Origin of the sequence: Amycolatopsis melonis (assembly GCF_040064235.1) — a bacterium.
GTDB classification, from domain to species: domain Bacteria; phylum Actinomycetota; class Actinomycetes; order Mycobacteriales; family Pseudonocardiaceae; genus Amycolatopsis; species Amycolatopsis melonis.
On sequence record NZ_JBDZYD010000005.1, the window covers coordinates 117,889 to 130,063 of the forward strand.

The 12,175-nt window shown below is 72.9% G+C and carries 10 protein-coding genes; 3 read left to right on the forward strand and 7 right to left on the reverse strand.

Annotated elements, in window-relative coordinates:
• Nucleotides 1-203: 203 nt before the first annotated feature.
• The 3 genes from ABJI51_RS14490 to ychF all read right to left on the reverse strand — a co-directional run bounded on the left by ABJI51_RS14490 (nt 204) and on the right by ychF (nt 2,426).
• Nucleotides 204-929 (reverse strand): hypothetical protein, encoded by a 726-nt coding sequence (locus ABJI51_RS14490; RefSeq protein ID WP_348951044.1) that lies wholly within the window; start codon nt 927-929, stop codon nt 204-206.
• Between the two features lie 82 nt (nt 930-1,011).
• Nucleotides 1,012-1,347 carry a hypothetical protein gene (locus ABJI51_RS14495; protein ID WP_348951045.1) on the reverse strand — a complete coding sequence of 112 codons (336 nt, stop codon included), beginning with the start codon at nt 1,345-1,347 and terminating at the stop codon, nt 1,012-1,014.
• The gene (gene ychF, locus ABJI51_RS14500) at nt 1,344-2,426 is read right to left on the reverse strand and encodes a redox-regulated ATPase YchF (protein ID WP_348951047.1); all 1,083 of its coding nucleotides are present in this window, start codon (nt 2,424-2,426) and stop codon (nt 1,344-1,346) included. Before ychF ends, ABJI51_RS14495 begins: the two co-directional genes overlap by 4 nt.
• Before the next feature lie 102 nt (nt 2,427-2,528).
• On the opposite strand from ychF, the gene ABJI51_RS14505 reads away from it, so the two are divergent.
• Nucleotides 2,529-3,914: a DNA-3-methyladenine glycosylase 2 family protein gene (locus ABJI51_RS14505; RefSeq protein WP_348951049.1), complete on the forward strand. Its 1,386-nt coding sequence runs from the start codon at nt 2,529-2,531 to the stop codon at nt 3,912-3,914.
• Here the strand turns inward: ABJI51_RS14505 and ABJI51_RS14510 are convergent.
• Genes ABJI51_RS14510 through ABJI51_RS14520 form a run of 3 tightly spaced genes read right to left on the reverse strand, consistent with a single transcriptional unit; the run spans nt 3,911 to nt 8,223 of the window.
• Nucleotides 3,911-4,102, reverse strand: a complete 192-nt coding sequence (locus ABJI51_RS14510) for a DUF1737 domain-containing protein (RefSeq protein ID WP_348951050.1) — start codon at nt 4,100-4,102, stop codon at nt 3,911-3,913. The genes ABJI51_RS14505 and ABJI51_RS14510 overlap by 4 nt on opposite strands.
• A 21-nt stretch (nt 4,103-4,123) precedes the next feature.
• Nucleotides 4,124-7,075, reverse strand: coding sequence for an AAA family ATPase (locus ABJI51_RS14515; protein WP_348951052.1), 2,952 nt, complete (start codon nt 7,073-7,075; stop codon nt 4,124-4,126).
• Nucleotides 7,072-8,223, reverse strand: a complete 1,152-nt coding sequence (locus tag ABJI51_RS14520) for an exonuclease SbcCD subunit D (RefSeq protein WP_348951053.1) — start codon at nt 8,221-8,223, stop codon at nt 7,072-7,074. Before ABJI51_RS14520 ends, ABJI51_RS14515 begins: the two co-directional genes overlap by 4 nt.
• Before the next feature lie 225 nt (nt 8,224-8,448).
• On the opposite strand from ABJI51_RS14520, the gene ABJI51_RS14525 reads away from it, so the two are divergent.
• Both ABJI51_RS14525 and ABJI51_RS14530 read left to right on the forward strand, forming a co-directional pair.
• Nucleotides 8,449-9,363: a DNA recombination protein RmuC gene (locus tag ABJI51_RS14525; protein WP_348951055.1), complete on the forward strand. Its 915-nt coding sequence runs from the start codon at nt 8,449-8,451 to the stop codon at nt 9,361-9,363.
• 456 nt (nt 9,364-9,819) lie between these two features.
• Nucleotides 9,820-10,722 (forward strand): DUF6542 domain-containing protein, encoded by a 903-nt coding sequence (locus ABJI51_RS14530; protein ID WP_348951057.1) that lies wholly within the window; start codon nt 9,820-9,822, stop codon nt 10,720-10,722.
• Between the two features lie 430 nt (nt 10,723-11,152).
• Here the strand turns inward: ABJI51_RS14530 and ABJI51_RS14535 are convergent, their stop codons facing one another.
• Nucleotides 11,153-12,148, reverse strand: a complete 996-nt coding sequence (locus ABJI51_RS14535; protein ID WP_348951059.1) for a 4-hydroxy-3-methylbut-2-enyl diphosphate reductase — start codon at nt 12,146-12,148, stop codon at nt 11,153-11,155.
• Between the last annotated feature and the right edge of the window lie 27 nt (nt 12,149-12,175).

Genomic DNA, 12,175 nt, shown 5'->3' on the forward strand with positions numbered 1-12,175 from the left:
TGCCGTCGCTACCCGGCTGACATCGAACGCTCGAGAGCCAGTTCCAGCTCCTCCGGCGGCAGCCGGTCCCCCGTGGCGACTCTTTCCACCCACCCGCCGAGGTCTGCACACCGCCCCATAGGTCTCCCCTCTGCTCACCGAGGAGGGAAACGGCGCGGCGAGGTGCTCGCGGAGGCTGCGGTCCAGATCCCCTTTTCCGGCCGTCATGCCCCGGCTTCCTCCGGCTCCCCGGCCGCCGTGATCGCCGGCAGTCCCGCACCCGGTGCCGGGTCCGGCGGACGGTGGTGGAACCGGGCGTGTTCCAGCCAGCCCGGTGGCAGCCAGCCGCCGGTGAGCAGCTGGGGGTGGCGGGGGTGGATCGTCAGCGCCCACGTCACGAACAGCAGTTCCGCCCAGTCCGACTGGAGGAGCCAGGAGATCGGGCCGTCGACGCTGTTGCCGGTGAAATGGACCGTCGCGGGCGCCACCACCGAGGCGCCGGTGATCTCGCTCCAGCTCCAGCGCAGGACGTTCGGCGTGTGCATGTAGAAGCCGTACTGGCTCAGGTAGAGCTGGCCCTGCTCGATGGGCACCCAGCGCGGGACCGCCGCCGCCTGCGCCGCGCGGCGCGCCCGGGACTTCGCGATCGAGCCGCCGACGAGGGAACCGGCGACCAGGCCCACCCCGATCGCGCCGGTGCCGAAGACCACCGGGGTGCTGACCTGCCAGCTTCCGTCGCCGAGCGCGCGGAAGTCGGAGAGCACGAACGGCCCGGTGGCCCACAGTTTCTCGTCGTCGGCGTTGGTCGGCGGGAAGGGCGCCAGTACCTCGACGACGTCCTGCGTGCTGTGCCCGCCGGACAGCAGGGCGGCGAGGTAGCAGGTGTAGCGCAGCACTTCGTCGCGTGGCGTCCACGGCGGAACCGGAGCCGCCTCCTTCTGCCGCCCCATCGCAGGAACCCTCCCGTTCGCCGGACGATGCGAGCGGCCATCCTATGCGCCCGCGGCGGGACGCGGGGGCGTTACCGGGCGGTCACCACCCGAGTGGCCCGATCGATTCCGGCGGCGGGAACGCGGACGGCGTCTCGTCGGCCGTCGTCCAGTATTCGAGTCCCGACAGGCGGCCTTCGTCGGCGAACACGATGAGGCCGCCGTCCGGGACGTCGGCTTCGACCGCGACGCGGCCCGCGACCGCGGCCGTCGGCGCGCTGGCCGCCACTTCCAGGTCGATCGTCGGGCACCCGCAGCCGCAGCGGCCGGTCACCCGTGCCGTGGCGGCCTGCGCCCGCAGTTCCGCCGCGCCGGGGAAGTCCGCCGCGAGCAGCGTCTCCAGCGCCGTCCGCTCGTCCGGGGTGAGCGGGCGGCTCACACGTTGAAGCGGAACTCGACCACGTCGCCGTCGGCCATGACGTAGTCCTTGCCCTCCATGCGGACCTTGCCCGCCGCGCGGGCCGCCGCCATGGAACCGGCCTCCATCAGGTCGTCGAACGACACGATCTCCGCCTTGATGAAGCCGCGCTCGAAGTCCGTGTGGATCACGCCCGCCGCCTGCGGGGCCGTTGCGCCCTGCGGGATCGTCCAGGCGCGCGACTCCTTCGGGCCCGCCGTCAGGTACGTCTGCAGGCCCAGCGTGTGGAAGCCCGCGCGGGCCAGCGAGTACAGGCCCGGCTCCGGCTGGCCGACCGACTCCAGCAGCTCGCGCACCGACTCCTCGTCGTCCAGCTCCAGCAGCTCAGCCTCGACCTTCGCGTCGAGGAACACCGCGTCCGCCGGCGCGACGAGCTTCGTCAGCTCCTCGCGGCGAGCCGGGTCGGTCAGCACCGCCTCGTCCGCGTTGAAGACGTACAGGAACGGCTTCGTGGTCAGCAGGCTCAGCTCCCGCAGCGCCGCGAAGTCGACCTCCTTCTGCGCCTGGAACAGCGTGCGCCCGGAGTCGAGGATCTCCTTCGCCTTCTGGGCGTTGTCGAGCGCGGGCTTGTTCTCCTTCTTCGTCCGCGCTTCCTTCTCCAGCCGCGGCAGCGCCTTGTCCAGGGTCTGCAGGTCGGCGAGGATCAGCTCGGTGTTGATCGTCTCGATGTCGCTCGACGGGTCGATGCGGCCGTCGACGTGGACGACGTCGGGGTCGTCGAACACCCGGATGACCTGGCAGATCGCGTTGGCCTCACGGATGTTCGCGAGGAACTTGTTGCCCAGCCCGGCACCCTCGGACGCGCCCTTGACGATACCCGCGATGTCCACAAAGGACACCACGGCGGGCACGGTCTTCTCCGAGCCGAACAGCTCGGCCAGCTTGTCCAGCCGCGGGTCCGGCAGCGGGACCACGCCGACGTTCGGCTCGATCGTCGCGAACGGGTAGTTCGCGGCGAGCACGTCGTTGCGGGTCAGCGCGTTGAACAGGGTGGACTTGCCGACGTTGGGCAGGCCGACGATACCGAGGGTGAGGCTCACGACGGACAAGTCTACGTGTCCGTCCCGCCCCGGCCCCACGCACCCAACGCGGCGTCGGATTTCCGCCAGACATGGCGCTGACCTGCTGGCATGCTGGGATTCATGGTCACGAACACCGCGTCGGCGCCCGCACTCTGGCGCGACGCCGAACGCTGCTACCGCGTGGTCACCGCCCGCGACTCCCGCTTCGACGGCCAGTTCATCATGGCCGTCCGCACCACCGGCATCTACTGCCGCCCGTCGTGCCCGGCGTCGACGCCGAAGGCGCAGAACGTCCGCTTCTTCCCGACGTCGGCGGCCGCGCAGGCCAACGGCTTCCGTGCCTGCCGCCGCTGCCTGCCCGACGCCGTGCCCGGCTCGCCGGACTGGAACGTGCGTGCCGACCTCGCCGCGCGGGCGATGCGCCTGATCTCCGACGGGACCGTCGAACGCGAAGGCGTCCCGGGCCTCGCGCGGCGGCTCGGCTACTCCGAACGCCAGCTCGGCCGCGTGCTCACCGCCGAGCTGGGCGCGGGCCCGCTCGCCCTGGCGAGGGCGCACCGCGCGCACTCGGCGCGGCTGCTCATCGAGATGTCTGAGCTGCCGCTGACCGACGTCGCCTTCGCGGCGGGTTTCTCCAGCGTGCGGCAGTTCAACGAGACGATCCGAGAGGTGTTCGCGACGACGCCGTCGCAGCTGCGGGTGTCCGCGGCGGCTCGGCGGGGACGTCAGGGCGACGTCAGCGGGACGCGGCTCAGCCTGCGGCTGCCGTTCAGGCCGCCCTTCGACGCAGCGGGGTTGCTTCGCTTCTTCGCCGGACACGCGGTGCCGGGCGTCGAGGAAGTCACTTCGGAGACCTACGCGCGCACCCTGCGGCTCGCCCACGGCACCGGCATCGTGCGACTGACGCCGCAACCGGATCACGTGCGCTGCGAGCTGCTGCTCACCGACCTGCGGGACCTCGGCAGCGCGGTCAGCCGGGTGCGCCGGCTGCTCGACCTCGACGCCGATCCCGCGGCGGTCACCCGGGTCCTGGGCGCCGACCCGGCACTCGCGCCGCTGGTGGCGCGGACACCGGGCATCCGGGTCCCGGGCGCCGTCGACGGCGAGGAACTGCTGCTCCGCGCCCTCCTGAGCGAGTTGCCACCCGGTGCGGAAGTGCCGGGCGAGTGGGGCGTGACGCGGCTGTTCCCGACCGCCGCCGAGGTCGCCACGGTCCTGCCCGGGCACGCCGTCGTCACGGCCCTGGCGGAGGGCAAGCTCGACGTGCACGTCGGCCGGGACGCGGCCGACCTGCACGCGGAGCTGCTCACGTACGTCGACCCGGCGACCGCGGACCACGTGGTGATGCGGGTCCTCGGTGCCCCGGACGTGCTGCTCACCGGCGACCCCGCCGTCCGCCGCGGCGCCGAAGCGCTGGGCATCGCGCCGGACTCGCTCGGCGAGCGGGCCCGCGCCTGGACGCCGTGGTGCTCCTATGCCGGGATGTACCTGCGGAGCGCCGCTTAGCCCAGTTCGCCCTTCCAGAGCACGGCCTGCGCGACGATCACCTGGTCACCGTCGAACGTCGCGGCCGGCGAGCCGTGCAGGCGGTAGCCCAGTTCGAGTGCCTCGCTGACGCGGTGGCAGAACTTCGCGTCGTCCGGTCCGGTGATGAGGCGGTAGCGGGGCAGGCCGTGGGGTGGCTGGTCGGTCATGCCGCCATCTTGTCCGAGCCGTCAGCCCGCGCGCACCTCCAATCTCGAGCCGGTGCGGGACTTGCGGACCCGCAGCCGCGTCGGGATGCGCTGCCGCAGTTCCTCGACGTGCGACACGAGCCCGACCACCCGGCCGCCTGCCCGCAGCTCGTCGAGGATGTTCATGACGACGTCGAGGGTTTCGGCGTCCAGCGTGCCGAAGCCCTCGTCGACGAACAGCGTGTCCAGCAGCGCGCCGCCGGTTTCGCCCGCGACGACGTCGGCCAGGCCGAGCGCGAGGGACAGCGACGCGAGGAACGACTCGCCGCCCGACAGCGTCTTCGCCGGGCGGATGGTGCCCGAGTAGTCGTCCAGCACGTCGAGGCCGAGGCCGCCGCGGGTGCCACGGGCCCCGGCCGCGTCCGAGTGGACGAACGAGTACCGGCCCTGGCTCATCGTGCGCAGCCGGTGCGTGGCGGCGACCGCCACCTCTTCCAGCCGCGCCGCGAGCACGTACGACCGCAACGACATCTTGCGGCTGTTCTGCCCGCGCCCGTTGACGACCTCGGCGAGGGCTTTCAGCTCGGCGAACTCCGCTTCGGCCGGCGCCAGCCCGGCGAGCGCCCCGCGTAGCAGCCCAGCCAGTCGGGTCAGCTCCTCGTGCTGGGCGGTGGCCACCCGCAGCGCCGCGTACGCCGAGTCGGCGCGGGCCCGTGCCAGCTGGGCCTCGTCGGCCGCGCGGCCGACGTCGGCGACGTCGTCCGGGGAGATCCCGAACAGGTCGGGCTGGGCCAGCAGCGCCCGCGCCCCCGCCGCGGCCGCCTCGGCCTCGGCGATGCCCTGCTCCAGCTTCTCGATCTGCTCGTCCGGCAGCATCGCGGCCCGCGCCTTCTTCAGCGACGGGAAGCCCTTCGCCTCGACTGCCGCTTCGACCAGCGCGCGCTGCTCGGCCACCCGCTCCCGGGCGCCCGCGACGGCCGTCCGGGCCTCGGCGACCGCCTCCAGGGCTTCGGCCAGCCCGAGCAGATGCTCACGCCGGGCGCCGACGTCGGCGAACTCACCGCGCCCGGCGACCAGGCGGCGTTCGCGCTCGGCCAGCCGTTCTTCGAGGGCGCGGACGTCGGTCGCGGCCTCGGTCGCCGCCTGCTCGGCGCGGCGGAGGCGTTCGGTCCACGCTTCGAGATCGCGTTCCAGGAGGACGACCTGACGGCTCAGGTTCGCCTTGGCCGCGGCCTTCCGGTCGAGCGCGGCGACGGCCGCCCGTGCTTCCGCCAACTCGGCGGCGATCGACTCGGCCGTGCGCTCGCCGAGCCGTTCGGCCAGGGCCGCCAGCCGCGCCTTCGCCTCCTCCAGCGCGACGACGACCCGTTGCCGCACCGCGTCCGCCGCCTGCTCGGCTTCCTCGGCCGCGCGTTCCTCGGCCGGGTCGACCAGCTCGACGTCCCGGTTCGCCGGCGCCGGGTGCTCGGCCGAGCCGCAGACCGGGCAGGGCGCGCCGTCCGGCAGCGCGGCGGCCAGCTCGGCCGCCATGCCGTCGAGCCGCCGCTCCCGCAGGTCGAGCCGCCGCTGCCGGGCTTCCTGGTGCGCGTCGACGACCTCGCGCAGTTTCGCTTCGCCGCGCTGGACCTTGGCCTGAGCCTCGGGCAGCTCGGCCGCGTCGCGGGCGAAGGCCCGCAGCTCGTCCACCTTCGCCCTGGCGCCGTCGAGCTTGGCTTCCGCTTCGGCCGCTTCGAGCGCCTCGGCCCGTAGCTTGGCCAGCCGGGCGGGGATCGCGGCCAGCTCGGTGGACAGCTGTTCGACCTGCTGCTGTGCCGTGACGGCGGCCAGCTTCCGGTCGTCTCGCCGCATGGTGTCGAGCTGCTGCTGCTCGGCCTCGGCGACCAGCTCCGCGACCGCGCCCGCCTCCTCGCGCGCGGCGGCCGCCCGTTCCTTCAGGTCTCCGGTCGCACGCGTGCCGAACTCGCGCAGCCGGGCACCGCGGGCCTTCTCCGCCTGCTCGGCTTCGGCCAGCTCGGCGAGCCGCCGGTCCAGCAGGTCGGCCTCGACGGCGACGCCTGCCGCCCGCCGCGCGGCCGCGACCTCCGCCGCCCACTCGGCGCGTTGCGGGGCCTGCTCGGTGATCTCGACCAGCCGCAGGTGCGCGGTGCGGACCCGGCGGATCTTCTCCGCACCCGCCCGCTCTTCCTGCAGGCGGACGTCGGCCCGCTCGGCGGCCGACCGGGCCCGCTCCTCCTCGGCCGTCACCTGCGCGACGCGGTCCTTCGCCGCGGCGAGCACGCTGTCGACCCACTCGGCGACATCGGTCTCGGGCGGATCCTGCTGCGCTTCCTGCGCGTACCTCGCCAGCAGTTCGCGCACTTGCCCCTGGCGTTCCTGCAGTTCCCGGCCGCGCTCGGCACGCAGGTCGGTGAACCAGCGTTCGACGTCGGCGAAGCGCTCGGTGCCGAAGAGCCGTTCGAGGAGCTTCTCGCGCTCGGCGGTGTCCGACCGCAGGAAGCGGGCGAACTCGCCCTGCGGCAGCAGCACCACCTGGAAGAACTGCGCCGCGGTCATCCCGAGCAGCCGCTCGACGGTGCGCGCGACCTCCTCGATCCGGATCAGGCCCTCCGGCGGCAGGCCGGCGGGCGCGGTGCCGACCCAGCTCAGCGACACCTTCGCCTGCTGCGTGGTCGTGCCTTCGCCACGCCGTTTCGGCCGCTGGTACTCCGGGTTGCGCACGATCTTCAGCCGGTGCCCCTGCACGGTCAGCTCCAGCGAGACCTCGGTGACCTGGTCGGGTCCGGCGAGGTCGCAGCGCAGCCGCTTGGCCTCGTTGCGCACGCCCGGGACCACGCCGAACAACGCGAACGCGATCGCGTCGAGCAGCGTCGTCTTGCCCGCGCCGGTTTCGCCGTGCAGGAGGAAGAGGCCGTCGGCGCCGAGCACGTCGAAGTCGACCACTTCGCGTGCGCAGTACGGCCCGAAGGCTTCGACCTCCAGCCTGTGCAGCCTCATTTCGCCAGTGCCCCCCGGTCGGCCGCTTCCAGTGCCTGGAACAGCAGCCGCTCTTCGCTTTCGGTGGGCGGCGCGCCGCGGCAGTCGTCGAGGAAACTGCGCGAGACCTCGATGTCGGACCGGCCGCGGACGGCGTCGGAGTACCGCAGCGGCGCACCGGCGTGCCCGCCTTCGGGCTCCCACTCCAGGTGCACCGCGTACGGGAACCGCTCGCGCAGCCGCCGCATCGCGTCCACCGGGCGGACCCGGTCGGTGACCGTGACCGACAGGAAGTGACCGAGGACGGCGTCGTGGTCCGGGTTCACGAGGAGGTCCTCGATGCCGCCGCGCAGCGTCGCGAGCGGCCTCGGCACCGGCAGTTCGTGGCGCCGGACCTCCGCGAGCCCGCTTTCGCCGAAGTCGACCAGCCAGACCGATTTGCGTTGGCGCGCCTCGGAAAACGAGTACGCGAGCGGGCTGCCCGAGTAGCGCAGGTGCTCGGCGAGCGTCTGCGGGCCGTGGAGGTGGCCCAGAGCGACGTAGTCGACGCCGTCGAAGACCGAGCCGGGGACCTGCTCGACTCCGCCGACCGCGATCGTCCGTTCCGAGTCGGTCGGTTCGCCGCCGGTCACGAACGCGTGCGCGAGCACGACCGAGCGGGTGCCCGGCCGGGTTTCCAGGTCCGCGCGGATCCGGCGCATGGCCTCGGTGAGCACGCCGGTGTGGCCACGCGCGTCCGGCACGCCGAGCGCGTGCCGCGCCGGTTCCGGCTCCAGGTAAGGGATTCCGTAGACGGCGACCGGGCCGTGGGCGTCTTCCAGCAGGACCGGTTCGGCCAGCCCGCCGACGGTGGTGCGCAGGTGCAGGCCGCCCGCCGCGGCGAACTCCGCGAAGGCACCGAGGCGGGGCGCCGAGTCGTGGTTGCCCGGGGTGACGACGAGTTGCGCGCCGGCCGCGCGGATCCGCGCGACGGCTTTCGTCGCCACCCGCACGGCTTCGGCGGAGGGCACCGCGCGGTCGTAGATGTCGCCTGCCACCAGGACGGCGTCGATCGCCTCGCCGGCCACGAGGTCGGCGAGGTGCCCGAGCACCGCTTCCTGTTCCGCGAGCAGGTCGGCGCCGTGGAAGGTGCGGCCGACGTGCCAGTCGGAGGTGTGCAGGAATCTCACGGGGGCCAAGGTACGACCCGCCTCCGACGAAATCGCGCAGGCACGCCGCCGCCTCACTCGAACGTGTGTACTAACACGAGCGTGCCGGATCGGACACGCCCTGTGTCGAATCGAAGTGTTCGCAGGTCAGCTACCCAGAGCGACGGATCGGGTGCGGTTTTGTCGGTGCGGTCCGCCATGATGTCTGCGCGGTCCGATCCACGCGGCCCGGAGGGAGGAGACGAAGTGGCGACAGTGCTGACCACCGCGGCGATCGTGCTGGCGGTCCTGCTGCTGTTCGCCGTCGCGGTGCTGTGGCGGCTGTACCAGGACGGGATGCGCCGGGCGGACGCGGCGGCCCGGCTGGTGGCGGCCGAGCGGGCCAAGGCGGACCAGCAGCAGCTGGCGCTGCGGCGGTACGAAGTGGCGTTCGCGTCGATCAGCGGGCGCGGCGAGCTGGGCGAGCAGGTGCTGGTGGAGACGGCGCGCGCCCTCGGTCTGCGCGAAGACCTGCACTTCACGCTGCAGACGGACCTGGCGGGCGGCGGCTCGGCGAAGCCGGACATGGTGCTGCGGGTGGGCGGCGGCCGGACGGTGCCGGTCGACGCGAAGGCGAGCATGGCCACCTGGTCGGAGGCGGTCGAGACGGACGACCCGGACGAGCGGATCGACGCGTTGCGCGCGCACGTGCGCCAGATCCGTTCCCGGGCGGCGGAGCTGGCGGGCAAGGGTTATCAGCGCTGGGCGGACGCGATCTACGGCACGATCATGTTCGTCCCCTCGGACGCGGCGGTGGTCGCGGCGATGGACACGGACCCGGAGCTGCTGCGCTGGCTGATCGACCGCCGGGTGTTCCTGTGCGGCCCGACAGGCTTCGGCGTCCTGGCGTCGGCGGCCCTGTTCGCGGCAAGCGACCGCACCCTGGAAGCGGACGTCGAGCAGGTCCGCGCCGGAGCGGCGGCGGCCCACCGGGCAGCGGGCGGGGCGGTGGAGGCACTGAACCTGTCGAGCACCCATTTGCAGCGGTTCCTGTCGGCGCGAAGGCGGGAGCTGGAGGCACTGGAGACGTTCCGCTCGACCGTGGCACCCCTGACGGACGCGGCAGGCAGCCCGGCTCCCGTTCCGACGGTGCGGAAGGGGGACGAACTGGCGGCGAGTTGAGAACGCCTGTTGCTGCGGGGAGGGCCGGTTCCGCCGGGTGGGTGAGGGTGGCAGCCGGGCGAGGTGCTGCCTGGCCATGGCGAATCGGGCGTTGCCGGTTGGAGCACTGTGGCCGGTTGGAGCACTGCGGCCGGTTGCAGCACTGTGGCCGGTGGGACATGCCTCGGTGTCCCCAATGCGGCGTTGGTTGCGTCCAATGCACCGAACGCCACATTCGGTGCATTTCGAGCCGCTGCCAGGCCTTGGGCGGCGTCGCCGTGTTCACGCTCACACCCGCGGGTGAAGCGCCTCGCGAGAGGGCGTCTCCGTCTGCCTCGGACCGCAGGTCGAGCGTGGGCGTCCGGGTCCGGGAGATGGTCACCGGGCGCCACCGGATCATGGCCGCGGGTGGCTGTAGCCCCACGTCGGCGGCGGTGCTGGCAAGATCTTCACAACCACGAGATACGGTGTTGCCCTGTGACCGCGATTCGCGATCGCCAGAGCGATCCAGATGCCGACGACGTCCCCGTGCCGTGGGACGAGCGTCCTGTCGTCGGTTCGAGGCGGGGACTGCCGTGGTGGGCCGCGGTCCTGGTCGGCTTCGGCCTGGCGGTCGTGGGCGCCCTCCTGGGCAAGCCGAGCCAGGGCAGCATCCCGCTGATCTTCACCGTCTGCTACGTCGGCGGGGCCGTGATCGCGGTCTGCGCGGTGCGGCGCCGCGGGCTGTTCGGGCCGATGGTGATGCCGCCGCTGGTGCTGGCCGTGACCGTGCCGGGCGTGATCCTGCTGACCTCCGGGTCGCAGGGCGACGACATGCTGTCGAAGGCACTCAACATCGGCACCCCGCTGATCAACGGCTTCCCGATCATGGCGATCACCACCGGCGTCACGCTGCTGATCGGTTTCGTCCGGATCTTCCGCGAGCGTGACCCGGACGCCCCCAAGAAGGGCGCCAAGGGCGACGAGAAGCCGTCGTCCCGCGCCGCCGCGACGTCGGCGGGTGGCCGCCCGCGGCCGCCCGGCTCGAACCGCACCGGCCAGACACCCCTGCCCCAGGGAGCCCGCCGAGGCCGCGAGGGCGAACCACCCCGCCGCCCCCGCCCGCCGGCAGAAGGCGAACGCCGCACGCCCCGCGCCGGCGCCCCCGCCGACCGCGACCCGGCCGCACGCGGCACACGCAAGCCACCGCCCCCGGCCCGCCGAACGCCCCGCCCGGAAGACGCCGACCCCCGCCGCCGCGAGCCCCGCGGCGACGCCCCCCGCCGCCGTCCCCGCCCACCCGCGGAAGACGGCCGCGACACGCCACCGCCCCGCCGCCCATCCGGTGGCCGGGGTGCCCCGCCGCGGCGGCCCCGTCCCTGGGACGAAGAAGAGCGCTGAACAGCCGAAACGGCGGTCACCTCCCGCAGGAGGTGACCGCCGTTTCGCATGCGGCCCAGAGTGGCTGCGCACCCGGCGGCCGGGCGAGGCACCGCGGCGTGCTTGACGGGGCATCGGCCGTGATCCAGCGGGCATCGCGCGTGCCGGAAGGGGCATCTCGCGTGATCAGGCGGGCATCACGCGTGACCGGAAAGGCATCAGCCGCGATCCAGCGGCATCCCGCGTGCCGGAACGGGCATCGCCCGTGATCAGGCGGGCATCACGCGTGACCGGAGAGGCATCAGCCACGAGCCAGCGGCATCGCGCGTGCCGGAAGGGACATCTCGCGTGATCCAGCGGGCATCACGTGTGATTGCCGGGTCGACTCTCGTGATCCGAAGGTCGACTCGCGTGATTGGCGGGTCGACACGAAACGCGGCGGAGCCGCGAGTCAGACCTTGCGTAGCTCCTTCGGGGGTGCGAAGGAGATCTTCTCGTTGGCCGTCGTGACCTCGTCGACGTCGGCGTAGCCGCGCTCGGCCAGCCAGTCCAGCAGCTCCATGACCAGCACGTCCGGGACCGACGCGCCCGATGTCACGCCGACCGTCGTCACGCCCTCGAGCCACGACGGGTCCACCTCGTGGGCGAAGTCCACCAGGTACGACGCGCGCGCCCCCGCCTTGAGGGCCACCTCGACCAGGCGCTTCGAGTTGGACGAGTTCTTCGACCCGACCACCAGGACCAGGTCACACTCCGCCGCCATTGCCTTGACCGCCACCTGGCGGTTCGTCGTCGCGTAGCAGATGTCGTCGCTCGGCGGGTCCGCCAGCTCCGGGAAGCGCTCGCGGAGCTGGTCGACGCGCTCCATCGTCTCGTCGACCGACAGCGTCGTCTGGGACAGCCAGATCACCTTCGACGGGTCGCGCACCTGGACCTTGTCGACGTCCTCGGCCGTGTCGACCAGCTGGACCTTGTCCGGGGCCTCGCCTGCCGTGCCCTCGACCTCTTCGTGACCCTCGTGGCCGATCAGCAGGATGTCGTAGTCGTCCTTCGCGAACCGGTTGACCTCCTTGTGCACCTTCGTCACCAGGGGGCAGGTCGCGTCGATCGTGCGCAGGTTCCGCTCGGCGGCCTCCTGGTGCACCATCGGCGAGACGCCGTGCGCGGAGAACACCACCAGCGCGCCCTCGGGCACCTCGGACGTCTCGTCGACGAAGATCGCGCCGCGCTCGCGCAGCGTCTCCACCACGTGCTTGTTGTGCACGATCTCCTTGCGGACGTACACCGGGGCGCCGTAGACCTCGAGGGCCTTCTCGACGGCGATCACCGCGCGGTCCACGCCCGCGCAGTAACCACGGGGCTTGGCCAGCAGCACCCGCTTGCCGGAAGCGGTTCCGGTGATCGTCGGGGTACCCGCGGGCTCGATTCCGGGACTCGCTGCACTCATGGCCTCCAGGGTACGGGCAGCCCCGAG

What these genes read in the sequence shown, in the direction of transcription:
- ABJI51_RS14490 (WP_348951044.1), bottom strand. Translation starts at nt 929, where the DNA reads ATGGGGCGGCAGAAGGAGGCGGCTCCGGTTCCGCCGTGGACGCCACGC.
- ABJI51_RS14505 (WP_348951049.1), top strand. Translation starts at nt 2,529, where the DNA reads ATGGTCACGAACACCGCGTCGGCGCCCGCACTCTGGCGCGACGCCGAA.
- ABJI51_RS14510 (WP_348951050.1), bottom strand. Translation starts at nt 4,102, where the DNA reads ATGACCGACCAGCCACCCCACGGCCTGCCCCGCTACCGCCTCATCACC.
- ABJI51_RS14515 (WP_348951052.1), bottom strand. Translation starts at nt 7,075, where the DNA reads ATGAGGCTGCACAGGCTGGAGGTCGAAGCCTTCGGGCCGTACTGCGCA.
- ABJI51_RS14535 (WP_348951059.1), bottom strand. Translation starts at nt 12,148, where the DNA reads ATGAGTGCAGCGAGTCCCGGAATCGAGCCCGCGGGTACCCCGACGATC.